The sequence below is a fragment of the Pseudomonas sp. GW821-FHT09A09 genome (assembly GCF_059418405.1).
The window spans coordinates 85,589-112,201 of the sequence record NZ_JBWKPU010000001.1 but is presented as its reverse complement, the minus strand read 5'-3'; the positions used below and the strand labels follow the sequence as shown (position 1 = coordinate 112,201).

Below are 26,613 nucleotides of genomic sequence, written 5' to 3'. Positions count from 1 at the left end.
CAGGCAAGCCAGCTCCTACATGAAGCGCGGTCCCACAGGGAATGCTCATTCCAGCCTGTAAAACACCCCGCCGTCACCACCCGAATATCCCCGCGCGAGTCAGACCCTTCTGAATTTCCCCCTGCTTGCCGTTTAGCCCCGTGCCGCCATTGACGCTCCCCGGCCAACCCTCTTATCTAGGGCCTAGAGGATTGGATCCTATCCCGGCTACTCACTGAATCGTTCCCTTTCGGCCCCCTTGCGCACCCGCGCCAACGGTTCGGAACGATTGCTGCTGGCTGCATCAAGGAGATTACGTATGACGCGCACTGCAACCCCGCCCCTGCTCACCGCCCCGAGCCTGCCCCAGGCGCATCGGGAAGGCATCAACGCCCTGGCCGCCACCCAGCTGCAAGTCGACATTGCGCCCTACCCCGGCATGGACGAGGGCGACTTGATCGAACTGTTCTGGAACAACTGCTTCGCCGCCTCACGGAGGATCACGGCCTGCAAGATCGGCATGCCGACCCAGCTGCGCGTACCGGAAAGCTTTGTGCAGGATGGCTTGGCGCGAGTGCACTACCAGGTGATGCAAGTGGGCTACGGCCCGGTCCGTTCCGCCCCGACGCGGGTAAAGGTGAAGACCAATTACCCCGGCGGCGAGCCTTCGCCCCTGTTCAGCGATGAAAACCAGAACCTCGCCCCGGTGGGCCTGCCCGAAACGATCCGTCGCCATGGCGTCAATGGTCATCAGGTGCGGCGTGGCATCCCACTGACCATCGAGCCCTACCTGAACATGAGCAGCGGCGACGCCATCACCCTGCGCTGGGGCGATGTGCGCCTGGACCTGCCGCCAATCCAACCGTCGGACGTCGGCCTGACGGTCCACCTGTGGGTGCCCTCGACGGTGATTGTCGAGGCCGGCGACGACAGCCGCCTGGACGTGACGTACTGCATCCTTGATCGCGTGGGCAATAATTCACGCTGGGCACCGACCCGCACACTGAACATCGCCGCCTGCTCACCCCAGGCGCCAGCCCGGCCCGCCAAGGCCGCGTCGACCTACCAAACGCATCACCCCGGTTCACCCTGCGAACCGGGGTGACAGCCCTTCTATGCATATTCCTAGAAGTTAGTTTATTTAAAGATTTAACACGCTTAGGGTATATGCACCGGACCACCGGACATCTCTGATTTTTCTGTTTTTATTTCATTGAATGCGAGGTCGGTATGGTCAGAATTACCCCGGTGCATAACGCCAGGGCATTACGTGCAGCCAAGGAGCGGCGCTGATGTCTAACTTGGCTCAAACACCCCCCCAGAGTGGTCTGGACAATGATCGCGACATAGCCCCCCTGCTGTTGCCGGCCGCCGTGCTGCGCAACGACGCCGAGGCGCTGGACGCTGCCCACGAGCTTGCCAAGGCCGCACGCCTGCAAGCCGCCAAGCGCGATCAGCAACGCAAGCTGCCGTGGGCACAGATCGAACAGTTCACCCGCAGCGGGTTGGGCAGTATTTCCATTCCCCGCGAATACGGCGGTCCGCAGGTGTCATTCGTGACCCTGGCCGATGTGTTCGCGATCATCAGTGCGGCCGACCCGGCCCTTGGGCAGATCCCGCAAAACCATTTCGGCATCCTGCACCTGGTGCAGGGTGCGGCCACCGAGCGCCAGAAAAAGCAGCTGTTCCAGAGCGTCCTCGACGGCTGGCGCATCGGCAATGGCGGCCCGGAACGCGGCACCAAAAACACCCTGGAACTCAAGGCGCGCATCACCGCCAAGGGTGACGGGTATGTGATCAGCGGCCAGAAGTTCTATTCCACCGGCGCGCTGTTTGCCCATTGGGTCGCGGTCAAGGCGCTGAACGATGACGGCAAGCAGATCATGGCGTTCGTGCGCCGTGGCACCGAAGGGCTGCGCATCGTGGATGACTGGTCGGGCTTCGGCCAACGCACCACCGCCAGCGGCACTGTGCTGCTGGACCAGGTGCCGGTGGACGCAGAGCTGGTGGTCGAAAACTGGCGCATCGGCGAAACCCCGAATATCCAGGGCGCCGTCTCGCAACTGATCCAGGCCGCCATTGACGCGGGCATTGCACGCGGTGCACTGGACGACACCATCGCCTTCGTGCGTGAACGTTCGCGCCCGTGGGTCGATGCCAACGTCGAACGCGCCAGCGATGACCTGTATGTGATCGCCGACATCGGCAAGCTCAAGATCGAGCTGCACGCCGCCGAAGCGCTGCTGCGCAAGGCCGGCCAGGTGCTGGACCAGGTCAGCGCCGCACCGATCACCGCGCAGTCTGCCGCCCGCGCCTCGATTGCCGTGGCCGAAGCAAAGGTGCTGACCACTGAAGTGTCGCTGCAAGTCAGCGAAAAGCTCTTCGAACTGGCCGGCAGCCGCGCGACCCTCGCCGAGTTCAACCTCGACCGGCATTGGCGCAACGCCCGGGTGCACACCCTGCACGACCCGGTGCGCTGGAAGTATCACGCCATCGGCGCCTTTCGATTGAACGGCACGCTGCCGGCTCGTCACTCCTGGATTTGACCGACCAGACCTCTGGAGAAATACGCATGACCCTTTCTCATCACGTCGCGGTCATCACCAGCGACGAACAAGCCCTTATTGTCGCCAGCGACCTGGCCGAAGATTTCCGCCGCGACAGCGCCCAGCGCGACCGCGAACGCCGCCTGCCCCTGCCCGAACTGGACGTGTTCTCGCGCTCTGGCCTGTGGGGCATCAGCGTGCCCAAGGAATACGGCGGCGCTGGTGTGTCCAACGTCACCCTGGCCAAGGTCATTGCGCTGATCGCCCAGGCGGATGCCTCGTTGGGCCAGATCCCGCAGAACCATTTCTACTCCCTGGAAGTGCTGCGCGTGAACGGCACCCCGGCGCAGCAACAACGCCTGTACGCAGAAGTACTCGCAGGCCAGCGCTTTGGCAACGCCCTGGCGGAACTGGGCACCAAGACGGCCCACGACCGCGTGACTTCCATCACTCGCGACGGTGATGGCTTTCGCATCAGCGGCCGCAAGTTCTACGCCACCGGCGCGATCTACGCCCAGCGCATCCCCACCTCCGTGGTGGATGAGCACGGCGTGCAGCAACTGGCGTTTGTCCCGCGTGGCAGCGAAGGCCTGACCGTGATCGACGACTGGAGCGGCTTTGGCCAGCGCACCACCGGCAGCGGTTCGGTGGTGTTCGACAACGTGTGGGTGGCGGCGCAGGACGTGATTGCGTTCCAGAGCGCGTTCGAGCGCCCGACCACCGTCGGCCCGCTGGCACAGATTCTTCACGCAGCCATCGACACCGGCATCGCCCGCGCGGCGTTTGAAGATGCGCTGCATTTTGTGCGCACCAAGACCCGCCCGTGGATCGACTCGGGCAACGACAAGGCCACCGAGGACCCGCTGACCCTGAAAAGCTTCGGCCACCTGAGCGTGCGCCTGCATGCCGCAGAAGCGCTGCTGGAACGCTCGGGTGAATTTCTCGACCGCGCCCAGGCTGACAGCAACGCCGAGACCGTCGCCGCCGCCTCGATTGCCGTGGCTGAAGTGCGCGCCCTGAGCACCGAGGTTTCCCTGGCGGCGGGCAGCACGCTGTTCGAACTGTCCGGCAGCCAGGCGACCCTGGCAGAGCACGGCCTGGATCGTCACTGGCGCAACGCCCGCGTGCATACCCTGCACGACCCGGTGCGCTGGAAGTACCACGCGGTGGGCAATTACTACCTCAACGATGCAAACCCGCCACTGCGGGGGACCATCTGATGGCCAAGAAAAAGATCCTGCTCAATGCCTTCAACATGAACTGCATCGGGCACATCAACCACGGTCTGTGGACGCACCCACGGGACACGTCCACCCAGTATAAAACCATCGAATACTGGACCGACCTGGCCAAGACCCTGGAGCGCGGGTTGTTCGATGGGCTGTTCATCGCCGACATCGTCGGCGTGTACGACGTCTATCAGAACTCCATCGACGTGCCGCTCAAAGAGTCGATCCAGCTGCCGGTGAATGACCCGCTGCTGCTGGTCTCGGCCATGGCCGCCGTCACTCAGAACCTTGGTTTCGGCCTCACCGCCAACCTCACCTACGAACCGCCGTACCTGTTCGCCCGGCGCATGTCCACCCTCGATCACCTGAGCCGTGGCCGCGTGGGCTGGAACATCGTCACCGGCTACCTCGACAGCGCGGCCAAGGCCATGGGCCTGACCGAGCAGGTCGAGCACGACCGCCGTTATGACCAGGCCGATGAGTACCTGGAGGTGCTTTACAAACTCTGGGAAGGCAGCTGGGAAGACGACGCGGTGCTCAACGATCCGCAGGCGCGGGTGTATGCCCAGCCGGGCAAGGTGCACAAGGTCGAGCACCACGGCGAGTTCTACCAGGTGGAGGGATACCACCTGTGCGAACCCTCGCCGCAGCGCACACCGGTGCTGTTCCAGGCCGGCAGTTCGGATCGCGGTTTGCTGTTCGCCGGGCGTCACGCCGAGTGTGTGTTCATCAGCGGCCAGAACAAGGCCTCGACCAAAGCGCAGGTGGACAAGGTCCGCGCCAGCGCCGTCGAGGCCGGGCGTAACCCGGACGACATCAAGGTGTTCATGGGCCTCAATGTGATCGTCGGCGCCACCGAAGCGCTGGCCTGGGCCAAGCACGCCGACTACCTGAGCTATGCCAGCGCGGAAGCCGGCGTGGCGCACTTCTCGGCATCCACGGCCATCGACTTTGCCCAATACGAATTGGACGAACCGATCCAGTACGTGAAGAGCAACGCGATCCAGTCGGCCACCAAAAACCTGCAGAACAATGACTGGACCCGACGCAAGTTGCTCGAGCAGCACGCCCTGGGCGGGCGCTATATCACCCTGGTCGGTTCGCCGGAACAGGTGGCGGATGAACTGGAGTCGTGGATCGCCGAGACCGGGCTGGATGGTTTCAACCTGACGCGCATCGTCACGCCGGAAAGCTATGTGGACTTCATCGACTTGGTGGTTCCGGAGCTGCAGAAGCGTGGGTCGTACAAGACCGCCTACGAGGCCGGCACGCTGCGTGAAAAAGTCTTCCACAACAGCGCGCGCCTGCCCGAACAACACACCGGTTCTACCTACCGCCACTCCCCCCTGTAGGAGGGGGGGGGGGGGGGGGGGGGGGGGGGGGGGGGGGGGGGGGGTGGGGGGGGGGTGGGGGGGGGGAGGGGCCGGCGATAGCGCCCTTGAGATCACCGCCGCATTCAAGGGCCTCATCGCCGGCAAGCCGGCTCCTACAGGGATCTGTGTAAATATCTTATGACTGGAAAATGATGATGAAAAAAACACTGCTCACCCACCCAGTCAAAGCACTGGCCCTGGCGTTTGGTTTGTTCAGCTCGGCCGTCTTCGCCGCCGATGCGCCGCTGAAAATCGGCACCACCGCCGCCTTTGCGATCCCGCTGGAAGCCGCCGTGGCCGAGGCGGGCAAGCAAGGCCTTAAAGTCGAGTTGGTGGAATTCACCGACTGGATTGCCCCCAACGTCAGCCTGGCAGCCGGCGATATTGATGTGAACTACTTCCAGCACATCCCGTTCCTGGAAAATGCAAAGGCTGCCGCAGGCTTTGACCTGGTGCCCTACGCCCCGGGCATCATCAACAACGTCGGCCTGTACTCGAAGAAATACAAAAGCATCAACGACCTGCCACAGGGCGCCAGCGTGGCCATCGCCAACGACCCGATCAACAGCGGTCGCGGCCTGCAATTGCTGGCCAAGGCCGGGCTGATCACGCTCAAGCCGGGCGTGGGCTACAAGGCCACCGAAGAAGACATCGTGACCAACCCGAAGAAGATCAAGATCCTGCAAGTCGAGGCCGTGCAGTTGGTGCGCGCCTATGACGACGCAGACCTGGTGCAGGGCTACCCGGCGTACATCCGCCTGTCCAAGACCTTCGACGCGGAGTCGGCGCTGCTGTTCGACGGCCTCGATCACCCGGAATACGTGATCCAGTTCGTGATCCAGCCGAAAAGCAAAACCGACCCGCGTGTGATCAAGTTCGTCGACATCTACCAGCATTCGCCGGTGGTACGTGCTGCACTGGACAAGTCCCTGGGCAAGCTCTACCAGGTCGGCTGGGAAGATAAAAAATGACCGCCGCCCATGCCCAACTGCGCAACCAGGGCTTACCGCCCAGGGACGCCGAGCAGACCGAACTGCACCCCGACCTGAACCGCGCCCATGTGCGCTTTATCAACCTGGGCAAGACCTACGACGGCGCCGTACACGCCTTGCAAGGCATCGACCTGGCGATCCAGCGCGGTGAAGTGTTTGGCATCATCGGCCGCAGCGGCGCCGGCAAGTCGTCGCTGATCCGCACCATCAATCGCCTGGAACAGCCCAGCAGCGGGCGCGTGCTGATCGACCAAGTGGACATCGGCGACTTCGACGAAGATCACCTGGTGGCGCTGCGCCGGCGCATCGGCATGATCTTCCAGCACTTCAATCTGATGTCAGCCAAGACGGTGTGGCAGAACGTCGAGCTGCCGCTGAAAGTGGCTGGCGTGCCCAAACTGCAACGCGAGCAGAAGGTGCGTGAGCTGCTGGAGCTGGTGGGTTTGCAGGATAAGCACAGGTCCTATCCGGCGCAGCTGTCCGGAGGGCAGAAACAACGCGTGGGCATCGCCCGCTCGCTGGTACACGACCCCGAAATTTTGCTGTGCGACGAGGCCACCTCGGCCCTCGACCCGGAGACTACCCAGTCGATTCTCGGCCTGCTGCGTGAGATCAACAAACGCCTGGGTCTGACCATCGTACTGATCACCCACGAGATGGCAGTGATCCGCGAGATTTGCGACCGCGTGGTGGTGCTCGAGCACGGGCGTATCGTCGAACAAGGCCCGGTGTGGCAAGTGTTTGGCAACCCGCAGCACGAGGTCAGCAAAACCCTGTTGGCACCGTTGCAACATGGGCTGCCGGAAGAACTGCAAAGCCGTTTGCAAGCCAGCCCAACGTCGGCGGAGGCCGCGGTGGTACTGCGCTTGCAGTTCACCGGCAGCGACACCGATGAGCCGGACCTGGCCGCGCTGTTCGGCGCTCTGGGCGGGCGCGTGCGCTTGCTGCAAGGCGGCGTGGAACGCATCCAGGGCCACGCCCTCGGGCAACTGCTGCTGGCGGTGAGCGGTTCGCCCCACACCCCGGAAGAACTGCGCACCCGCACCGGCAATTGGGCACAACAGGCGGAGGTGCTGGGCTATGTGGTTTGATCGTTTAGTGCAGGGCGCCATCGATACCTTGTTGATGGTGGGTGTGTCGTCGCTGATCGCGTTGCTGGTGGGAATTCCCCTGGCGGTGTTCCTGGTGACCAGCGACAAGGGCGGCATCTACCAGGCCCCGGCGCTTAATCGCGTGCTGGGGGCGTTCGTGAATCTGTTCCGCTCGATTCCGTTTTTGATCCTGATGGTGGCCTTGATCCCGTTTACCCGGCTGATCGTCGGCACCACCTATGGCGTATGGGCCGCCGTCGTGCCGCTGACCATTGCCGCCACACCGTTCTTTGCGCGGATCGCCGAAGTGAGCTTGCGCGAGGTCGATCACGGCCTGATCGAAGCGGCGCAGGCCATGGGTTGCCGGCGCTGGCACATCATCTGGCATGTGCTGTTGCCTGAAGCGCTGCCGGGGATTGTCGGCGGGTTCACCATCACGTTGGTGACCATGATCAATTCGTCGGCGATGGCAGGGGCGATTGGTGCAGGTGGTTTGGGTGATATTGCCTACCGCTACGGGTATCAGCGCTTTGATACGCAGATCATGCTGACGGTGATCGTGCTGCTGGTGATTCTGGTGGCGGTGATCCAGTTGGGCGGTGATCGTTTGGCTCGGGTGTTGAACAAGCGGTGAGGTATAGTCGGGACATCCCAGCGCCCGGTATCACTTGCCATGTCCCTCAAGCCCGACGACCTCGACCAGATCACTTCCACCACCCTCGGCCACTACAACAAGGTGGCCGAGGACTTCCGTGAAGGCACTCGCGACCACGATGTAAGCCAGAACATTGATGCGCTGCTGCGCAATATCCAAGGCACCGCGCCGTTTACTGTGCTGGACTTTGGCTGCGGCCCGGGCCGGGATCTGCAGACCTTCACCCGCCTGGGGCACATCGCCGTGGGGCTGGACGGCTCGGAGCGCTTTGCGCAGATGGCGCGTGAAGACAGCGGCTGTGAAGTGCTGCAACAGGACTTCCTGAAGCTGGACCTGCCGGCCGAACGCTTCGACGGGATTTTCGCCAACGCCGTGCTGTTTCATATTCCCAAGCAGGAACTGCCGCGTGTGCTCCAGCAGCTGCATGGGGCGTTGAAGCCTGGCGGCGTGTTGTTCAGCTCCAACCCCCGGGGTGAGAACCAGGAAGGCTGGAATGGGCCACGGTACGGGTCTTATCACGACCTTGAAGCGTGGCAGGCGTTGCTGACGGAGGCCGGCTTTGAAGAGTTGGAGCATTACTACCGGCCGGCTGGGTTGCCTCGTGAGCAGCAGCCGTGGCTGGCCAGCGTCTGGCGAAAAATTTAGATTTTTTGCGTCTGGGCCGGCCCCATCGCAGGCAAGCCAGCTCCCACAGTTGGAATGCGTTCCCCTGTGGGAGCTGGCTTGCCTGCGATAGCTATTCCACCTGGTACAACACTGGATCTTCGCCCACCACCAACGCCGTCACACTGCGCTCGGCAAAATTGGCGATCAACCGCGTGCCATCTGCAAAAGTGGTTTCCTGCACACGCCGATCGGCTGTCAGCCACCGAAAGCTCGTCATTTCCTGCGTGGCCAGGCGTTCATGCAACGGGCGGAAAAACGCGTCCTGGCGTTGAATGATGGGCAACCGCTGCTTAACGGTCCCGGCACTCAGGTGATACAGCGGCGGCACGTTGTAGAGCAGTTGGGTCAACTCGTTCTCTGCCCGCACATTGCTCAGCTTCAGGCTGTCGAACAGCCAGTGATGCGTCGTGATGACCGAGCCGTGGAACACCGCCTGGTACAACGGCAGACGCATGCTCGGCTCGAAATACACGGTGCGAAACGGCTCTTTCAACGGCACCTGCTTGAAAAACACCGCGGGTTGTTCCGGCGGGAACCAGTTGCCAACGTAATAGGGCGATTGCTTATCTTTGGTCATGTCCTGGTCACCCCAGCCCATCACCGGCGTCTGCATGCCATGGGCAAACAGGATGCCCTGGGCGGTGGTGGCGTTGCCGTCTTCGGAACCGGCCGGCAGCTTGAGCACGGTGTTGAGCCAGCGGGAAGCATCCACATTGCCTTCGGCGTTCTGCGCCTGGCTCATCAGGGCGCTGTCGCGGTAGCTGTCGAACACCATGCCTGTGGCGTAGGCGTCGAGGAACCAGGCGTTGAAACCGGACTTGGCCTGCACCGCTTGCACCCGCGCCTCCAACAAGGGGCGCACGCAGCGTGGGTCGGTGTAGTGGCCCGATTGCTGGAAACCGGTTTTCAGCTTGCCGTCCTTAAGCACGATGGCGCAGTTACGGTAGGCATTGTCGCCCAGATGAGCAGTGGTCCAATCCGGGTTTTCGGTGGCAGATAGCGCCGTTTCATAGGAGTCGTAAGGCGCCATCAGGTATCCGGCGTCGACACCGGCGCGAATCGCTTCCGGGTGCCAGAGGCCGCCCTCCCAACCTTCGCCCAACGTCACCAGCAAGCGTTCGAGCCCAGCGGCTTTCAGGGATGGAATGACCTTGCTACCCCAGTTTTCAGGGTTGTCGTTCAAGGCGCCGGCAAAGGTGACAGCCAGCTCACGGCGCAACTCACCATATCGGGCGGCCAGCCGGGCCACATCCGGCGTTTCAACCTGCCACACCTGTCGTGCCTTCTTGTTGATTGCCGCATTGAGGCCGCGCAGCAACACGGTGTGTTCATAGCGATTCAGCGCAGTCGTCTGCGCCAGAACCTGCGTGCTCTCTTTATCCAACAGCCCCTTGAGCTCATTACCGCGCAGCAACGTGACCAGCTTTGGCCAGTCACGCACATCGTCCAATGCCAGCAAGTCATTGCCCCACAGGTACACATGACTGGCGCCCAGCAATTTCTGCGCCTCGGGCGTTTGCCGCAACTTGTCTGCCAACGATTCATAGCGGCCTTGTTCCACCAACCATTGACGATAGCGTTTGGCGCCCGCCAAAGGCCCGGCGTCGCCCAGGTGCAACAGCAGGGTCATCGGCGCAGAGGGATCGAGCGAGGTGAATTCATGGGCCAATGACAGGGCCATGCCTTCCTGCCAGTACAGGCGGTTGTTGTAGGGGTTGGTCAGCAGCCAATTGAGGGTGAAGCTGCCGTGGTCCAGGCCCCACAGCGGCAGGCTGAGGTCCTGGGTGGTATTGAGTTCACCCTGGTCCAGCAGGAAGGCCTTCCACATCGGGTTATCAGCTGGCACGTAATGCCCTTCAGCCAATGGCCACATCACGCCATGACCCATGGCGCTGGCAGGTTGCTGGAGGATCGCCAGCGCGCCGGGCTCACGAGCGTGGATAGTCAGCAGCAGGTCACGCTGCTCAAGGCGGGCGCTGATACGGAAGGCGCCCTCATCCCACTGCCAGCTGGCCTGTTGATCCGTGTGTGAGAGCTGGCTGACGGCGCGCGCCTGCACCCCGCTGGAAGCCTGCACCGACGCCTGGCCGTTGGGTGTGACGCGGATGGCCAGGGTGGCGGGGTCGAGTTCGACCCGCCACTGGGGGTTTTCCAGGACCGTGGCGGCAGAGACCAGTGGTGAGAGGAGGAGCGTGCAGACCAGTAGAAAGTGATGGTGCCAGTTCATGCTGCTCATCCTGTGCCGAAGGGGGGCCGAGGGTAAAACACCCGTAGACTTGCAGGCGGCACGAAAGGCATTTCGAGATATTTCATACAGCATAAAAATCCAACTGTGGGAGCTGCGGTGCGACGATTCGACTTGCCTGCTCCCACAGGTTTAACCGCGCTTTTCCTGATGTTCCTGCTTCGGTTCGCGGATCTTGTACCAGGCCACGTACAGCGCCGGCAGGAACAACAGGGTCAGCAACGTGGCGATGATGATGCCGCCAATCATCGCGTACGCCATCGGCCCCCAGAACACTTCACGGGCGATGGGGATCATGCCCAGGCTCGCGGCCGCTGCGGTGAGCAGGATCGGCCTGCGCCGGTGCTCGGTGGCTTCCACCACCGCGTCCCAGGGCGTGTAGCCGGCCAATTCGTACTCGTGGATCTGCGTCACCAGGATCACCGAGTTGCGGATGATGATGCCGATCAGCGCCAGGATGCCCAGGATCGCCACGAAGCCCATGGGCGTGCCCGTGGGAATCAGCGCCAGCACCACGCCGATCAAGCCCAGCGGCGCAACGCTGGCCACCAGGAACATCTTCTGCACGCTGTGCAGCTGGATCATCAGGAAGGTCGCCATCAGGAACAGCATCAGCGGCACCACCTTGGCGATCGGCCCTTGGGCCTTGCCGCTTTCTTCCACGGTGCCACCGGTGGCAACCTTGTAGCCCACCGGCAAGCCGGCGCTGAACTGCTCGATGGTCGGTGCCAGTTGCTTCACCAGGTCGGTAGGCTGCATCTCGTCGCGCACCGAGGCCTTGATGGTGATGGTCGGCTTGCGGTCGCGACGCCACACCAACGGCTGCTCCAGCTCGTACCGCACGGTGGCAAACGCCAGCAGCGGAATCGACGTGCCATTGGGCGTGACGATCTGCAGGTTCTGCAAGGTTTCCGGGGTACCGCGCTCGGCATCTTCGGCGCGGCCGACCACGTTGATCAGGTAGATGTCATCGTGCACCTGGGTCACCGAGGCGCCGCTGACCACGCTGTTCATCAACTGCGCCACGTCTTCCGACGACAACCCCAATTGGCGCGCCTTGTCTTGCGCAATGTCCACGCGCAGCACTTTGCCCGGCTCGTTCCAGTCGTAGATGATCTCGCCCAAGTGGGTGTTTTTATCCAGCAGGGTCGCCAGCTCGATGGCGTGCTTGCGCACCTGATCGATGTCTTTGCCCGACACTCGATACTGGATCGGCCGCCCCACAGGCGGGCCCATTTCCAGTGGCTGCACATAGCTGCCAATGCCGACGAAGTCATCACGCAGGCGTTTTTGCAGGCGCTTGATCAACTCGCCGCGTTCTTCCAGGCCCTTGCTGACGATCACCAGTTGCGCGTAGTAAGGGTTTTCCAGCTGCTGGTCGAGGGGCAGGTAGAAACGGATCGCGCCCTGGCCGATATAGGTGCTCCAGCGGGCGATGTCCGGGTCGTCCTTGATGATCGCTTCCAGGCGGTCGACGGCCTTGCGCGTCTCGTTGATCGAGGCGTTTTGCGGCAGGTTCAGGTCGACGAGGATTTCCGGGCGGTCGGACGACGGGAAGAACTGGTTCTGCACGAACTGCATGGAGAACACCGACGCCACGAACAACGCCACCGTGATACCAATGGCCCACCAGCGGTTGCGCATCGCCCACAGCATGCCGCCGTTGAACGCGCGGCCAATCCGCCCCGGCTCGGCATCGTGGGGTTTCACGTTGGCACTGAGGATGTGCACGCCGATCACCGGCGCGAACAGCACCGCCACCACCCACGACACCAGCATCGCCACGGCAATCACCGCGAACAGGGTGAAGGTGTATTCGCCCGCCGAACTGGCGTTGAGGCCAATCGGCACAAAGCCGGCCACGGTCACCAGCGTACCGGTGAGCATCGGGAACGCCGTGGAGGTGTAGGCGTAGGTCGCCGCCTGTTCCTTGGTTTCGCCTTTCTCCAGGCGGGTGATCATCATCTCCACGGTGATCATCGCGTCGTCCACCAACAGGCCGAGGGCGATGATCAACGCGCCCAACGACACCCGCTGCATGGTGATGCCGCTGTACTCCATGAACACGAACACCAACGCCAGCACCAGTGGGATCGAGCACGCCACCACCAACCCGGCGCGCATGCCGAGGCTGATGAAGCTCACCACCAGCACGATGATCACCGCTTCAAACAGCGCGCTGGTAAAACCGCCGACGGCCTCTTCCACCACTTCCGCCTGGTCGGACACCTTGTGCACGCCCACACCCACCGGCAGATCGGCGGTCAGCTCGTCCATGCGTTCATGCAGGGCCTTGCCGAACGACTGGATATTGCCGCCCTTCTGCATGGCAATCGCCAAACCAATCGCAGGCTTGCCGTTGAAACGGAACATCGGCCGCGCCGGGTCGACGTAGCCACGGCTGATCTCGGCGACGTCCGCCAAGCGATAGAAGCGATCGTTGAGCCGCAGGTTGACGTTGGCAAGGTCTTTCTCCGAGGCAAACTGCCCCGAGGTGCGCACCGAAATCCGCTCCGGCCCAGCCTCGATCACCCCGGCCGGCGTGACCGCGTTCTGCGATTGCAGGCTCTGCACGACTTGGCGCTGGTCGATCCCCAAGGCGGCGAGTTTGCGCGTGGAGAAGTTCAGGTAAATCACTTCATCCTGCTGGCCGATCATCTCGACCTTGCCCAGCCCCGGCACCGAACGGATCTCGGCGCGCACCTGCTCCACGTAGTCGCGCAACTGGCGCATCGTCAGGCCATCGCCGGTAAAGGCGTACACCGAGCCGAATACGTCACCGAACTCATCGTTGAACGACGGCCCCTGCAAACCCTGGGGGAAAGTGCCGCGAATGTCGTCGATTTTCTTGTGCACCAGGTACCAGATATGGGGGATGTCCTTGGCGCTGGTGGTGTCCTTCAAGAACACGAACACCGTGGACTCACCCGGTCGGGTGTAGCTCTTCACGTAGTCGAGGGCGTCGAGTTCCTCGAGTTTTTTCTCGATGCGGTCGGTGACTTGCTTGAGGGTTTCTTCCTGAGTCGCGCCCGGCCAGCGGGTCTGGATCACCATGGTCTTGATGGTGAACGAGGGGTCTTCCTCGCGGCCCAGGTTCATGTAGGAGAACACGCCCATCAGCAGCGCGACGAACATCAGGTACCAGACGAAGGACTGATGCTTGAGGGCCCAGTCGGATAAGTTGAAGCTCCCTTTCATCGCGGGCTGTCCTCGTCGATTTTGACTTTTTGCCCGGGCTTCAGGCTGTTCACGCCAGCGGTGACAATGCGCTCGCCGGGTTTGACGCCGCCGTTGAGCACGGCGCTGGCGCTGTCGCGGCTGACGACGGTGACGTCACGCGGTTGCACGGTCTGGCTTTGGGTGTCGAGCAGCCAGATGCGTGTCTTGCCGTCGACCTCCTGCAAGGCACTCAGGGGTAGTTCGATACGCGGCGCGATGGCGGTGCTCAGGGTCACGCTGATCGCCGTGCCCAGGCGGAACGCAGGCGGTGTCTCGGCCAGGGTCAAGCGCGCGCGACGGGTGCGCGTGGCGCTTTGGGCCTGGGGCTCGATCTCGCGCACGATGGCGGTGGTGTGCACGTTGGGGTCGAGCTGCTCGGCGACCAGGAACACCACGTCGGGCGGCAGGCGCTCAGCCAGCCCGGCCGGGAGGTCGATCACCGCTTCCTTGATGTCCGGGCGGGCCAGGGTCACCACTTGCTGGCCGGCGCTGACCACTTGGCCAGCCTCGGCATTCCAGGCGGTGACGATGCCGGCGTGATCGGTGCGCAGTTCGGCGTAATTCAGTTGGTCCTTGGCTTGGTTGACCGAGGCCTGGGCCTGATCAAGAGACGCCTGGGTGGTTTTCAGGTCGGTCTGGGCCACGTCCAGCTGGGCCTGGGCGCCGACGCCACGGTTGAACAGCTCTTGCTGGCGACGGGCATTGGCCTGGGCGTTGATGTACTGCGCCTGCACCCGGGCCAGGTCGCCCTGGGCGGCGCGCAACTGGTTCTGCTGGTCGGTGGGGTCGAGCACCGCGAGCAAGGCGCCCTTCTCCACTTCGGCGCCGACATCCACGGCGCGACGTGCGATACGGCCCGGCACTCGGAAACCCAGGTTGCTCTCGTAGCGCGCCTGGATGGTACCGGCGAAGCGGCCGAGGTTTTCCTGGTCTTCAGCTTTCACCTCCATGGACAACACCGGGCGCACGGGCTCGGGCGGTGCCTCTTCCTTGGAGCACGCGACCAGCAACAGGCCGGTGGCGAGTAATGCCGTCAGGCGCTTCATGGCTGGACTCCTTGCTGCGCGATCTCAACCACCATGCCGGGGTGCAGCAACTGCCCGCCCGCCACCACGACTTTTTCGCCGCCTTTGAGCCCGTCGCCAATGATCACTTTGCCCGTGAGGTAGCGCGCCACCGTGACCTTGTGCAGTTGCGCCTTGCCGTCGCCGTCGATCAACCATACGGCAGGTTCGTTGAGGTCTTTGGTGAGCGCTGCCCAAGGCAGTTCGATGCTGGGTTTGGCCGGGCCATTGGCCGTGGCGCTGACCACCGAGCCCAGCTCCATGCCCTTGGGCAGCGCTTGCAGGGCAATCTTCACTTGCACGGTGCCGGTGTTGGCGGCCACGGCGGGCGTGACTTCGCGCACTTTGCCGACGGCCTTGATGCTGGGGTTCTCAAGCAGGCTGACGGTGATCGGCGCGTCGGGTGGCGGCTCTACCAAGAGCGACTCATACACGTTGAACACCGCATCGCGCTCGCCGTCCTGGGCCAGGCTGAAAATTGGCACGGTGGCCTGCACCACCTGGCCCACTTCGGCCTGGCGCGCGGTAATCACACCGGGCGCATCGGCGATCAAGGCGGTGTAGCCGAGTTGTTCGCGGGCGTTGGCCAATTGGGCCTGGGCGGCGGCCAGCGCACTTTGGCTGCTGCGCAATGCAGCCTGGGCGGCGTCATATTCACTGCGGCTGGTGTAGCCCTTGGGCAGCAGTTTTTCCTGGCGCACAAAGGCGGCGGCCGTCTGTTTGACCCGCGCCTGCTCGGCCACGACCTGGGCCTGGGCGGAGTCGACGTTGGTCTGCAAATCCTTGGGATCGAGCTTGGCCAGCACTTGCTTGGCGCTCACGCGGTCGCCCACGTCCACCATGCGCTGGATGATCTTGCCGCCAACGCGAAAGGACAGGTCGGTCTGTACCCGGGCCTGGACGTCACCCGTGAGGGTCACCGCCGCGGCAAAATCCGCCGGCTGCACGGTTTGCACAAACACCCGGGAATGGGCCTTGGGCTCGGCCTTTTCCTGGCCACAGCCGCTCAACAGCGTCAGTAGGCCAAGTCCGAAGATCAATGTGGAAGTACGACCGCCCATGCAGGCTCCTTATGCGTGATGCCGACGTGCCAGTGTGTATGCGACTGTGAGCTTAGATCAGGGTTCCTTATCTGCATGGAGGATCCCATACTCGGGGGGTTCCCAAACCGATTAAATCCCCATGCTGAAAACCCTCGCGGTGGCCAATTACCGCTCGATCAATAAATTGGTGGTGCCCCTGGACCGGCTCAACCTGGTCACCGGCCCCAATGGCAGCGGCAAGTCCAACCTGTACCGCGCCCTGCGCCTGCTGGCCGAAACCGCCCAGGGCGGGGTGATCAATGCATTGGCCCGTGAGGGCGGGCTGGACTCCACCTTCTGGGCCGGGCCGGAAAACATCAGCCGGCGCATGCGCAACGGCGAGGTGCCGATCGAGTCCACCGTGCGCCAAGGCGTCAAACGCCTGCGGTTGGGGTTTGCCGGGGATGATTTCAGCTACGCCATTTCGCTGGGCTTGCCCGAGCCGAGCTTGTCCTTTTTCTCCCTCGACCCGGAAGTGAAGAAGGAATGCATCTGGGCCGGCCACCTCTACCGGCCAGCCAGCCTGCTGGTGCAGCGTTCCGGCCCCATGGTGCGCGCGCGCGACGGTCGAAGTTGGGATGTGCTGGCCCAGCACACCCCCAACTATCACAGCCTGTTCGATCAGGTCGGCAGCCTGCGCGGCTCGCCCGAGGTGTTGCTGCTGCGCGAAAGCATCCGTGGCTGGCGTTTTTATGATCACTTTCGCAGCGATGCGGACGCCCCGGTGCGCCAGCCGCAACTGGGCACCCGCACGCCGGTGTTGCATCACGACGGGCGCGACCTGGCGGCCGCCTTGCAGACGATCCGCGAGATTGGCGACCCCGAGGCGCTGCAGCGGGCCGTCAGCGATGCATTCCCTGGCGCACGCTTGAATATCCAGCCGTTGCAGGGCGGGCGTTTTGCAATTGAGTTCTATCAGGAAGGCTTGCTGCGGCCATTGTCGGCGGCGGAGTTGTCGGACGGGACCTTGCGTTACTTGCTACTGATCGCGGCGCTGCTGACGCCGCGGCCGCCGACCATGATGGTGTTGAACGAGCCGGAAACCAGCTTGCATCCGGACCTGCTGCCGGCGTTGGCGCGCCTGATCATCCAAGCCTCGAATCACTGCCAGGTGTGGGTGGTGTCCCATGCCAGTCGCCTGATTGCGGCGCTGCAGCAGGATGAGGGGTGCAATTCGATAGTGTTGGAGAAGGTGTTGGGGGAGACCCAGATCGTTGGGCAGGGAATTCTGGATGCGCCGGCGTGGCATTGGCCGGAATAGTCATCGCCTGCAAGGGCCTCTTCGCGGGCAAGCCCGCTCCCACATTCGACCGTGTTCCACCTGCGGAATGCGAACAACTGTGGGAGCTGGCTTGCCTGCGATAGCGGTAGATCAGCCACTCAATAACTGACTGATCAACCCTGCCACTTACCGCCTTCAACAATCACACTCTCAGGCTTGGTGTCATCGCTCAGCTCTTTGCGCACATATTGGTCATACAGCTTGAGCAGAAACCTCTCTTCACCCAGCTTGGCCAACTCGGCATTCACCCAGTCTCGCAGTTCGGTGTTGCCCTTCTTCACGGCTGGCGCGATTGGCGCTTCATCACCGAGTTTCTGTTCCAGCACGCGGTAGCCCGGGTTCTGCTTGGCCCAGCTGAACAGCACCAGGTTGTCCTGGGCATAGGCATCGCCACGACCGGCCGACAGCGCTTGCAGCGATTCGGAGTTTTTCTCGAACTTCAGTAATTTCCAGTCCGGGTGGTTCTTGGTCAGCCAGATATCGGCGGTGGTGCCAGTGGTGACGATGGTGGTGCGGGTGGCCAGGTCATCCAGGCTTTTCACCGCGCTGTCGTTCGGCACCAGGGCCTGCACCGCGACTTTCAGGTTGGGGTTGGTGAAGTCCACCGCTTCCTTGCGCTCCGGCGTCACGGTCATGTTGGCGAGGATCAAATCGACCTTGTCGCTCTGCAGGAACGGAATACGGCTCGCCGGTTCCACCGCAACGAACTCGACCTTGTTCTCATCGCCCAGCAGGTCCTTGGCGAATTGGCGGCCGATGTCGGTATCAAACCCGACGTAGCGACCCGCTTCGTTCACAAAACCGAACGGCGGTTTGTCGGTGAAGACGCCGACGATCAGTTTGTCGCGTGCCTTGATCTTGTCGAGGTAGCTCGCCGCAGCGGCAGCCGGTTTGGCAGGCTCTTCGGCCTTTTTATCGCAGCCGGCCAGCAGTGCGACGGCAAACAGTGGCAGCAGTAACTTTTTCATATCAGCTCCAGTTCCTTGGTTTTCTTGGGCAGTGTTGAAACAAAGGAGAACTTCTCCAGGAACTGCTGCGCGCGTGCGGTCTGCGGGTTCGTAAAGAATGCCTCGGGGGTGTTGTGTTCGAGGATGCGCCCGGCCTCCATGAAGACCACGCGGTCGGCGACGGCGCGGGCAAAGGCCATTTCGTGGGTGACGATCAGCAAGGTCATGCCATCGCGGGCCAGGCCCTGGATCACCTCCAGCACTTCCTTGACCATTTCCGGGTCGAGGGCGGCGGTGACCTCGTCAAACAGCATGACCTGAGGGTTCATGCACAACGAACGCACGATGGCGATGCGTTGCTGCTGACCACCGGAGAGCTGGCGCGGGAAGGCGTCGCGCTTGTCGGCCAGGCCCACGCGCTCCAGCAGTTTTTCGGCCTGTTCACGGGCTTCGCGAGGGTCGCGCTTCTGCACTTTCAGCGGGCCGAGCAGGATGTTGTCGAGCACGCTCATGTGCGGGAACAGGTGGTAGCTCTGGAACACCATGCCGATGTCCTGGCGCACTTGGCGCCAGTCGGTTTTTTTATCCAGCAGCTCATTGCCGGCAAAGCGCAGGCTGCCGCTGTGGGCCACTTCCAGGCCGTTGAGGCAACGCAGCAAGGTGCTTTTGCCACAGCCGCTGGGGCCGAGGATCACCACCACTTCACCGCTCTGCACGCGCAGGTCAATGCCCTTGAGCACCTGCGCCTCGCCGAAGAATTTGTTGAAACCCTGGAACTCGATCAATGCGCTCATGCTTGGGCCCAGCGCCGTTCCAGCACCTTGGAGGCGGCCGACAACGGGTAGCAGATAAAGAAGAAAAACAGGAACAGCACGCCGTAGATCAGGACCGACTCATAGGTGCGTTCGATGATTTGCTGGCCAACCTTGATCACATCCACCACGCCGATCAGCACCGCCAGGGAGCTGGTCTTGATGATGCGCGTGTAGACGTTGATGGTCGGCGGGGTCATGCGCTTGAGGGCCTGGGGCAGCAGCACATAGCCGTAGAGTTGTGGGTCGGACAGGCCAATCGACAAGCCCGCCTCACGCTGGCCACGGGGCAGCGAATGCAACGCGCCACGTACCACCTCGCCCACTTCACTGGCGCCCCACAGTGACAGCACCAACACTGCGCACCAGAAGCTCGGGATGCTCAACCCGAAGAAAATCGGCAGGCCGAAAAACAGCAGGTACAACCACACCAGCACCGGGATCGCACGGAACAGCTCCAGGTACACCCGCAGCACGGCGTTAATCAGCCGTTTGTTCAAGGTGCGCAGCACGCCGTACAACACGCCGCCGACGGTGCTGAACGCGATGCTCAGCAACGAAATCGACAGGGTTTGCGCGGCGCCCTTGCCCAGTTGCGGCAACGACACCCACAGCAACTCAAGACCCGAACTGGCCATGCTGGAGCCTCCTTTCCAGGCGGCTGAGCAGCAGCGACAACGGCAAGAACAGCAACACGCAAATCAGCGTCAGCACGGCGAGCATTTCGTAAGTCTTGTAGTAGAGGGCGATGTAACTCTTGGTGGTGTAGAGAATCTCTGGCACCGCCACGGCAGACACCACGGTGGTTTCCTTGAGCAGGAAGATGAAATTGGCGAACAGCGCCGGCAGGCTGAGGATGCCGGCCTGGGGCAGGATCACGTGGCGCAGCAATTGCCAGTCCGACAGGCCAATGGACTTGCCCGACTCGATCTGCGCCAGCGGCACGGCTTCCACACCCGCGCGCAGCACTTCGGTGAGGTAGGCGCCACCGAGGAACGTCATGGTGATGATCGCCGCCCAGAACCCGGAAATATTGAACCCCAGGGCCGGCAGCGCGAAGTAGACGAAAAACAGTTGGATCAGCAGCGGCGTGTTACGCGCCAACTCTACGTACAGCGCCACCAGGCGCGACACGTAGGGCGTGCGAAACACCAGCAGCGCGGCGTTGATCAGCGCCACCAGCAGCGAGGTGGCAATGGCGATCAGGCCCACTTGCAGCGTCACCCCCACGGCTTTCAGAAACGCCGGCAAGGTGCTGAGGATAAAAGCGAAATCGAAGGTCATTGGCAGTCCATGACGCCGCAGGGGTAATGCAGCGAGCGCAATCCAGGCCGACGTGGGTAACGCCGGGTAGCGCGAACTTTAAAGGTATAAAAATCAAAATTTAAATACCTAAATAGCATATTGATATCACCCAAAAAGATAACCGCCGGATTCGCGGGTTTGACAGCTGGCAGCTATGGTCTTGGGGTCGCAGGAAAGCCGTTTCGAGGGAATGAACCATGAACGAAGCGAAACCGATTGATCCGCAGGAACTGGTGAAGTGGTTGGTGGCGCTACGCAGGGCCATCAACAGCCGCGCCGCATGATCCCTTGTAGGAGCCGGCTTGCCGGCGATGGCGGCCTATCAGCTATAGAGGTATCAACTGACCCACCGCAATCGCCGGCAAGCCGGCTCCTACAGGGTTTGATTGCATTGCAAATGCCCAATAAAAAACGCCGACGCTATGAGAGCCGTCGGCGTTGAAACCTTGAAGGGGGTTTTGGGTTACATCAGAACGCCGGCACGACTGCGCCGTTGTACTTCTTCTCGATGAAGGCTTTGACTTCCGGGCTGGTCAGGGCCTTGGACAGTTTCTGGATAGCGTCGCTGTCCTTGTTGTCCGGGCGAGCCACCAGGAAGTTCACGTACGGCGACTTGGCGTCTTCGATGATCAGCGCGTCCTTGGCTGGGTTCAGGCCGGCTTCCAGGGCGTAGTTGGTGTTGATCAGGTCCAGGTCAACCTGGTCCAGCACGCGTGGCAGCAGGGCCGATTCCAGCTCCTTGAATTTCAGGTGCTTGGGGTTGTCCTTGATGTCTTTTGGCGTAGCCAGAGCATTGCTCGGGTCTTTCAGGGTGATCACACCGGCCTTCTGCAGCAGCAACAGGGCACGGCCGCTGTTGGAACCTTCGTTGGGAATGGCAACGGTGGCGCCGTCTTTGAGTTCAGAGATGTTCTTGATCTTCTTCGAGTAGCCACCGAACGGTTCAACGTGCACGCCGACCACGGTCACCAGGTTGGTGCCTTTGCCCTTGTTGAAGTTTTCCAGGTACGGCAGGGTCTGGAAGTAGTTGGCGTCCAGACGCTTCTCGGCCACTTGCACGTTAGGCTGCACGTAGTCGGTGAAGACTTTGATTTCCAGGTCCACGCCTTCTTTTGCCAGGGTTGGCTTGACCAGCTCGAGGATCTCCGCGTGCGGGATCGGGGTGGCAGCCACCACCAGCTTCTCGTTGGCCTGGGCGAAGCTTGCAGTCAGGGCAGCCGCCAGTGCGGTAAACAACAGAACCTTTTTCATGCAGTGTCCTTATCGAAATTCCGGGGCGTCTCTGACGACCGTTTTTATAGGGTGTGCCAGCGAAATGCTATCGCGGCGTGGGAGTGACAATACCTAGATTTTTTATTCCCGAACAATATCTTTTATTCACGTTGATATTCCATTTTATTCATACACACTCTCACACCATTCACCTGTAGGAGCCGGCTTGCCGGCGATGGCGGTCTTGAGGGCCTCATCGCCGGCAAGCCGGCTCCTACAGGGAGGCGAGGTAGGCTTTGAGGGCCTGGAGGTCAGCGGGGCTCGCTGCCTCGACAATCCGCCGCACCTGCTCCAAAGGTGAGCCCGCCGCCGGCAAGTTCAAATGCTCGGGCAAAATCTCGTCGCCACTGCTCACCAGCAACGCAAAGTGAATAACGTTTTCCAGCTCACGGGTATTGCCCGGCCAGCTGTGGTGTTCCAGCACGCGCTGGGCGGCTTCGCTGATCAGCGGCACCGGCAGGTCCAGGCGCTGGCTGTAGATGCCGAGGAAGTATTCGGCCAGGGATAGGATGTCGCCGATGCGCTCACGCAAGGCCGGCAGTTCCAGCTGGCCCTCGCTCAGGTAATGGAACAACCGCTCATGAAACTTGCCCGCCGCCACGGCCTGGGCCAGGTCGATGCTGGTGGCGGCCACCAGGCGCACGTCCACGGGGCTGGGCTGATGGGCGCCGACGCGGGTGACTTCGTGGTTCTCAAGCGCGGCGAGCAATTTGACCTGGATCGGCAACGGCAAGTCGCCAATCTCATCCAGGTATAGGGTGCCGCCATTGGCCGAACCAAACCACCCGGCGCGGCTGCTGGCCGCACCACTGTGACTGCCGGCGGCATAGCCGAACAACTCGGCGTCCGCGTAAGTGGGGCTGATCGCACCGCAATTGACCGACACAAACAAACCGCCGCGATCACTGCCACGGTGGATATGCCGTGCCAGCAGTTCTTTACCACTGCCGGTCTCGCCACGAATCAACACAGGCAAGGCGCGGGGGGCGAGGCTTTCGAGGTCTTCGCGCAGTTGGCGCGAGCGTGGGTCGACAAACACCAAGGCCTTGGCGCGGATGCTCAGCGGGCTTTTTTCGGCGTCGGGGAAGGTCAGCAAGGGCTGGCCGTAGGTTTCATGCAGACTCATGGCAGGCTCCCGCCCCAGATCCACTCAAGGGACGGGGCGTTGAAAAATGTTCAGGCAGTACGCCGGGCGTGGTGCTCAAGGCGGTGTTGCAGGCGATAGAGGTAGGCGAAGCCCTGCTCCCAGCGCTGGTGGCCGGATTTCACATTGATGTGGCCCGCGCCTGCGAGGATGCCGGCTTCGGCGCCCCAGTTGCGCGCCAGCTCCAGGGCCCGGGGGGCACTGACGGCGCTGTCGTTGTCGGAACTGACCACTTGGCTGGGGAACGGCAACAGGTCGGTGGGAATCGGCGCAAAGTTGCGCAGGGCGGGGGCACAGGCCGGGCGTTCGACATCGGCGGGCGCCACCAGCAAGGCGCCGCGCACCTGACGCAGAAACTGCACCGGCGCGGTAGCGGCCCAATGCGCCACGGTGATGCAACCCAGGCTATGGGCGATGAGGATCACCGGCGTGCTGTCAGCCGCGATGGCCTCGGCCAGCGCCGCCACCCAGTCTTCGCGACGGGGCGTCAGCCAATCGGCCTGCTCCACGCGCGCACTGTTGGGCAGGCTGTTCTGCCAATGGCTTTGCCAATGATCTTCTGGCGATCCTTGCCAGCCCGGCACGATCAGGTAACGAATCAACTCGCTGTGCATGGGTGTGCCCTCCTGCAGCGTTTAACGTTGCTGACCAGTATAGGGACGAGGTTTATATTCGTTAAGGAATAAGAAGCTATTTATTAATAACCAAAGCGTAGATTCTTCGCTCGAACTCACCCTTGCGGGTCAATTCATCAACCCCCCGACACATTCGCGTCGGGGGCGATAACGTGGTCGGCTATGTGTGCTCACTCAGCGGGAATGGCGCATAGAATGCTCCGCACCAATGTCGGCCCGAAATTTCTCCCACATTGACTGGTAGTACTCTTGCGCCTGTTTCAACTGCTGGCTATAGGCATCGGGCGCTATCAACCTTCCTTTGAGCACATCGGCTAAATCGTCAATAACAGGAAAAAGGCCATATTTTTCTTGTTTCATGACGTCATTAAAAGCCACCGGACCTGTCACCTCAAAGACTTTCTTCTCGTAAACCTTGTACACATCCAAGTCGGATGCGCTGGAATGTTCTCCGATAAAAGGTCGGTTAGCATCCAACCACTCTTTGTTGTTCTTAAAGCGTCGATGCATTTCTTCCAACACCTTGTCGAACACCGGATTATTCGCGTGGCTTGCAAAATTACTGGTATTAAAACCGTAAAAGTCCGCCGCCGCGTACGTGACGGGAGCGTTCATCAATACATCATTTGACGCCGCCTTAAGGGAAATTTCGCCCACCGGGACAGTAAGCGTGTCATCCGTGTCCATATAAATGCCGCCGTAACGCTTCATTAACGCCACACGCATCACATCCGACGAGGCGGCAAGGTTCTGTGTTTGACCTGATCGAAAGTATTGGTACATCTCGCCATATTGACCGGCATTAAACTCACGAAAACCCTCATCGGCGTTCAGGCCCTGAACTTCCAAGCCACCTACTTTGTGATCCAGCGCTTCTTTTACCTTGAGGAAAGTTGCTTGATCATTGGCATCGACATGCACAATTGATTTATAACCCGGACTCTTTCGAGCATTTTCAGCAATATTGTTTACGAGGTGCTCGGGCATTTCATTACCTGCCCAAAAATAATGGATCGTCTTGGGCACTTCTGTTGGGTTCAATGGCAACAGGGGCAGTTCCGGTAACTTTACGACCCGATGACTCACCGAAGCCACTCTCTTTGCACTGTTGGCTATCAGTTGCTCTCGCGTACCTGACAACCATGGCCCCGTACCCTCACGCCAATGAAAGACATCAGTGACTTCTCCGTGGAAAGTCAGGCCACGCCATGCCTCGGCTTGCAAATCATAAACAACGGGTGATAAGTACCCATTCAAATCTATGGAGCCCGTTGTCCCTTTAGCGCTTATGACACCATCCAGGGGAATCTTAAACTCTCGAAACGGCGCGGGCGGCGAGACCGGACTCATTGGGTATCCAATCTGACCATTAATACGTTGAGGCAACTTAAAGAAGGGTCGGACTTGCTCACTGGCTTGCCCGGTATGTTCTGCAACTTCACCTTCCGGTTTCAACGCTTTTGCAAGCGAACCTGCGCCATGGGTAACCAACGGCGGCACAGCATTCAATACGCCAAATACAATGCGATCCGTTCCCTTGGATTTTCCTCTGGCCACATCATCAATGCCGATTCCCATCTCAGTAGCTCCCGCAGCCAGGTAGAACGCGTCCAGCGCCAGCGCTACCTCTGGCATGACAAGCGCCAGGGGGGTCATAAACAGCGCGACTTTAGCGGCCCCCTCAATGCCTTCGGTTATTTTGGTCTTTGTATAATCACGATCACTGACGATCGCACTATCTGCATCCGAAAAGGACCTAGCCTTTTGACGGGTCATGATTTGCTGAAACGGATCGCCGCTCAACGGATCGACCGTGATGTATCGCCCAGGTGACCAATCATTGAGTTTGGAGAGGCTAAAGCCCTGCTTGCCCTGGGCATCGGACCAAGCGCCCAACCCCTGCAGGGATTGATACATGCCATCGGAAAAAGACTTGTCCGCTTGGTCTTCAAGAGAAAAATGCGTCATAAGCGCTGCACGCTTTACCGGGTCAGCCGCCTGTTTGGCCAGCCACAGCCGCATTTGCTCCGGGTTATCAAAACGATGCAGGGGGGAAGAGTTACCGGGTATATGTAACAACGTCAGCTGGGTTTTCTTGTCCGTCACACTCATCAAATCAGTAGACGTCATACCGTTTACGCTAAGCAGGCCGACATCAAGGTTCGGGTCCTGCAACGTACACCGAGTAAAATCCTGAGCGCTCAGTTCAGTCCATAGTTTTTGCGCAAACGGCCCGATAACGCGCAGAGCCAGCTTTGTCTCTTCCTCGCCCAGTGTTCCTTCAAGGCTCTGCAGCTTAACGGCTTTGACAAACGAAATTTTGCTCAAGGCCGCATAGGACTCGGTCTGCTTGCCCCAAAAAGCGGTGAGTGTATTTTTGTATAATTGGGTCCGATCGGTATCCCAAACAAGTGCCTTAAAGTCTGCTACGGGTATGTCGAGCCGTGTCGAAGCACTGTAAGGCGAGTCAGTGTAAGACGCAGGCTGGCGATAAATACCTTGCTCAGCGTGCGATGACTCAATAGCCTCTTCTACTTTATTGTAAGAAAACACCAGAGGTGAGAAGTACTGACCCACTTTTTGAAACCAGCTCTTATTATTTTCAATAGGCACGCCCTGGCTATTATTTAGAGCGGCCTGAGTCAACGTGACTTTTTCTACCACACTCTTTTCATTGCGCTCACCGTCTTTAAAGGTGACCAAGAATGTCTTATCCGGATCTACCTCCACCTTCCAACAGTGCTTTAACTCACTCGATAATATTTTCGCCATCTCTTTTTCGGGTGTCATGAAGTCCGAGGCATGCGCGTTGAGGTAGCGATCTATACGATCATTTTTTCCTAACACCGACCGGTCGATGAGCGGATTACTGTTGAGTGGGGATTTTTCACCGCTTGCACTCACTGAGTCGTTGGAGGATTCACCAGAATATATTGCGCAGGCAGGCGGAGTTGAAGCAGAGCCTTCAGGATTTTTACTATTCGGCAATGAATGCGTCACGAACCTTACAACGTCAGCAGGGAAACGAATTGCCATAAACCTCTCCGTCAACTCAATAGTTTGTACCCCACTAGA

Annotated in this window: 21 protein-coding genes; 9 read left to right on the top strand and 12 right to left on the bottom strand. The window is 60.9% G+C overall.

Annotated elements, in window-relative coordinates:
• The first annotated feature begins 298 nt into the window (after positions 1-298).
• The 8 genes from AC07OV_RS00430 (at position 299) to AC07OV_RS00395 (ending at position 8,510) form a co-directional block, all read left to right on the top strand.
• Positions 299-1,084: a hypothetical protein gene (locus AC07OV_RS00430; protein ID WP_495091229.1), complete on the top strand. Its 786-nt coding sequence runs from the start codon at positions 299-301 to the stop codon at positions 1,082-1,084.
• 187 nt (positions 1,085-1,271) lie between these two features.
• Complete coding sequence (locus AC07OV_RS00425) at positions 1,272-2,525, top strand: SfnB family sulfur acquisition oxidoreductase (RefSeq protein WP_495091228.1); 1,254 nt, start codon at positions 1,272-1,274, stop codon at positions 2,523-2,525.
• A gap of 26 nt (positions 2,526-2,551) precedes the next feature.
• Positions 2,552-3,745: an SfnB family sulfur acquisition oxidoreductase gene (locus AC07OV_RS00420; protein WP_495091227.1), complete on the top strand. Its 1,194-nt coding sequence runs from the start codon at positions 2,552-2,554 to the stop codon at positions 3,743-3,745.
• A complete protein-coding gene (locus AC07OV_RS00415; protein ID WP_495091226.1) occupies positions 3,745-5,106 on the top strand; it encodes an LLM class flavin-dependent oxidoreductase in 1,362 nt (453 codons plus the stop codon). Before AC07OV_RS00420 ends, AC07OV_RS00415 begins: the two co-directional genes overlap by 1 nt.
• A 176-nt stretch (positions 5,107-5,282) precedes the next feature.
• On the top strand, positions 5,283-6,098 hold the full coding sequence (locus AC07OV_RS00410) for a MetQ/NlpA family ABC transporter substrate-binding protein (protein ID WP_176997374.1): 816 nt from the start codon (positions 5,283-5,285) through the stop codon (positions 6,096-6,098).
• A complete protein-coding gene (locus tag AC07OV_RS00405) occupies positions 6,095-7,210 on the top strand; it encodes a methionine ABC transporter ATP-binding protein (protein WP_495091225.1) in 1,116 nt (371 codons plus the stop codon). The genes AC07OV_RS00410 and AC07OV_RS00405 overlap by 4 nt, the downstream gene beginning before the upstream one ends.
• A complete protein-coding gene (locus AC07OV_RS00400) occupies positions 7,200-7,844 on the top strand; it encodes a methionine ABC transporter permease (protein WP_016974994.1) in 645 nt (214 codons plus the stop codon). The genes AC07OV_RS00405 and AC07OV_RS00400 overlap by 11 nt, the downstream gene beginning before the upstream one ends.
• Positions 7,845-7,883: 39 nt before the next feature.
• A complete protein-coding gene (locus AC07OV_RS00395; protein WP_495091224.1) occupies positions 7,884-8,510 on the top strand; it encodes a class I SAM-dependent methyltransferase in 627 nt (208 codons plus the stop codon).
• A gap of 91 nt (positions 8,511-8,601) precedes the next feature.
• On the opposite strand, the gene AC07OV_RS00390 is transcribed toward AC07OV_RS00395, so the two are convergent.
• From AC07OV_RS00390 to AC07OV_RS00375, 4 genes are all read right to left on the bottom strand, one after another.
• A complete protein-coding gene (locus AC07OV_RS00390; RefSeq protein ID WP_495091223.1) occupies positions 8,602-10,758 on the bottom strand; it encodes a glycoside hydrolase in 2,157 nt (718 codons plus the stop codon).
• Positions 10,759-10,908: 150 nt separating this feature from the next.
• Complete coding sequence (locus AC07OV_RS00385) at positions 10,909-13,974, bottom strand: efflux RND transporter permease subunit (RefSeq protein ID WP_494996074.1); 3,066 nt, start codon at positions 13,972-13,974, stop codon at positions 10,909-10,911.
• A complete protein-coding gene (locus AC07OV_RS00380) occupies positions 13,971-15,041 on the bottom strand; it encodes an efflux RND transporter periplasmic adaptor subunit (protein ID WP_495091222.1) in 1,071 nt (356 codons plus the stop codon). Before AC07OV_RS00380 ends, AC07OV_RS00385 begins: the two co-directional genes overlap by 4 nt.
• Positions 15,038-16,120: an efflux RND transporter periplasmic adaptor subunit gene (locus tag AC07OV_RS00375; protein WP_176997380.1), complete on the bottom strand. Its 1,083-nt coding sequence runs from the start codon at positions 16,118-16,120 to the stop codon at positions 15,038-15,040. Before AC07OV_RS00375 ends, AC07OV_RS00380 begins: the two co-directional genes overlap by 4 nt.
• Before the next feature lie 121 nt (positions 16,121-16,241).
• Between AC07OV_RS00375 and AC07OV_RS00370 the strand changes: the two genes are divergently transcribed.
• A complete protein-coding gene (locus tag AC07OV_RS00370) occupies positions 16,242-17,402 on the top strand; it encodes an AAA family ATPase (protein ID WP_494996072.1) in 1,161 nt (386 codons plus the stop codon).
• A 134-nt stretch (positions 17,403-17,536) separates the two neighbouring features.
• On the opposite strand, the gene AC07OV_RS00365 is transcribed toward AC07OV_RS00370, so the two are convergent.
• The 8 genes from AC07OV_RS00365 to AC07OV_RS00330 all read right to left on the bottom strand — a co-directional run bounded on the left by AC07OV_RS00365 (position 17,537) and on the right by AC07OV_RS00330 (position 26,574).
• Complete coding sequence (locus AC07OV_RS00365; RefSeq protein ID WP_495091221.1) at positions 17,537-18,391, bottom strand: transporter substrate-binding domain-containing protein; 855 nt, start codon at positions 18,389-18,391, stop codon at positions 17,537-17,539.
• Positions 18,388-19,164: an amino acid ABC transporter ATP-binding protein gene (locus tag AC07OV_RS00360; RefSeq protein WP_176997383.1), complete on the bottom strand. Its 777-nt coding sequence runs from the start codon at positions 19,162-19,164 to the stop codon at positions 18,388-18,390. The genes AC07OV_RS00365 and AC07OV_RS00360 overlap by 4 nt, the downstream gene beginning before the upstream one ends.
• Positions 19,161-19,820: an amino acid ABC transporter permease gene (locus AC07OV_RS00355; protein ID WP_495091220.1), complete on the bottom strand. Its 660-nt coding sequence runs from the start codon at positions 19,818-19,820 to the stop codon at positions 19,161-19,163. The genes AC07OV_RS00360 and AC07OV_RS00355 overlap by 4 nt, the downstream gene beginning before the upstream one ends.
• Entirely contained in the window at positions 19,801-20,466 is a 666-nt protein-coding gene (locus tag AC07OV_RS00350; protein WP_176997385.1) for an amino acid ABC transporter permease, read from the bottom strand. Before AC07OV_RS00350 ends, AC07OV_RS00355 begins: the two co-directional genes overlap by 20 nt.
• 489 nt (positions 20,467-20,955) lie before the next feature.
• Positions 20,956-21,738 carry a MetQ/NlpA family ABC transporter substrate-binding protein gene (locus AC07OV_RS00345; RefSeq protein WP_016970653.1) on the bottom strand — a complete coding sequence of 261 codons (783 nt, stop codon included), beginning with the start codon at positions 21,736-21,738 and terminating at the stop codon, positions 20,956-20,958.
• Positions 21,739-21,973: 235 nt separating this feature from the next.
• Complete coding sequence (locus AC07OV_RS00340) at positions 21,974-22,885, bottom strand: sigma 54-interacting transcriptional regulator (protein ID WP_494996071.1); 912 nt, start codon at positions 22,883-22,885, stop codon at positions 21,974-21,976.
• A 50-nt stretch (positions 22,886-22,935) separates the two neighbouring features.
• Entirely contained in the window at positions 22,936-23,517 is a 582-nt protein-coding gene (locus tag AC07OV_RS00335; RefSeq protein WP_178924357.1) for an alpha/beta hydrolase, read from the bottom strand.
• Positions 23,518-23,712: 195 nt separating this feature from the next.
• Positions 23,713-26,574, bottom strand: a complete 2,862-nt coding sequence (locus AC07OV_RS00330) for a glycosyltransferase family 32 protein (protein ID WP_495091219.1) — start codon at positions 26,572-26,574, stop codon at positions 23,713-23,715.
• Positions 26,575-26,613: the final 39 nt, after the last annotated feature.